The following is a 705-nucleotide window of genomic DNA, read 5'->3' on the forward strand; positions in this document are numbered from 1 at the left end:
AAAAAACTCCAAAACAAACACTCTCATTTGCATGAATCTTTAATCTGTTTTAAATCCTTATGAATCTGATTTAAATAATAAGGTATACGCTCTTCTGCCATAGGTGGTAGAGTAGAATAAAGAGTTTTTAATTGTCTAAAGGGAAGTTTAAAATTATTTTGTTTCACAAGGTCTTGTAAATCAGTATAAAAAACAGTAAATTGCACATAAGGATCTTTTTCTAAATTAACATCACTCCATGAATCTAAAGGAAATATCATTTCGAATTGAGGTGGAAATACATTAACTCCTTCAGAAAACAAAGAGAAATTACCTAATTTCAAATCCTTACCAAACAAAGAATAATCTTTAATAGGTATAACCTTTACATTTCTAGCGCAACCTTCTCCAATGTTTTTTACACAAACATACAATGTATCATGACTAACATTACTACGCAAATAAACGATTATATTGGGCTCATTCTTCTGCTTTCGAGTGGCTCTACTTTCTAACCATGTTAGAACACTAGTTATCGTATATGCTAAAGTAACTAATACTAAAGCAAAACTTAGAATGTTTTGTGGTGTTGTCCATGTTTCCATTTTCTTCTAAACGTAAATCACCGTTAGAACGTAACTACTGATTTCCAGTAGTTAGCACATCCAACATTTTTCATAAAAAACATATGATTAATTGGTATTGCCAAAGCTACCAATTAGGCAG

Annotated in this window: 1 protein-coding gene; it reads right to left on the minus strand. The window is 30.6% G+C overall.

From position 1 onward, the window contains the following. Positions 1 to 23: 23 nt before the first annotated feature. Positions 24 to 584, minus strand: coding sequence for a hypothetical protein (locus tag ACQRBJ_RS16110; protein WP_445304240.1), 561 nt, complete (start codon positions 582 to 584; stop codon positions 24 to 26). Between the last annotated feature and the right edge of the window lie 121 nt (positions 585 to 705).

Origin of the sequence: Prevotella sp. SGI.167, from assembly GCF_050313615.1 — a bacterium.
Taxonomy (GTDB): Bacteria; Bacteroidota; Bacteroidia; order Bacteroidales; family Bacteroidaceae; genus Prevotella.

Excerpts from the sequence above, each read along its gene's own strand:
- ACQRBJ_RS16110 (WP_445304240.1), bottom strand. The coding sequence starts at position 584 with ATGGAAACATGGACAACACCACAAAACATTCTAAGTTTTGCTTTAGTA.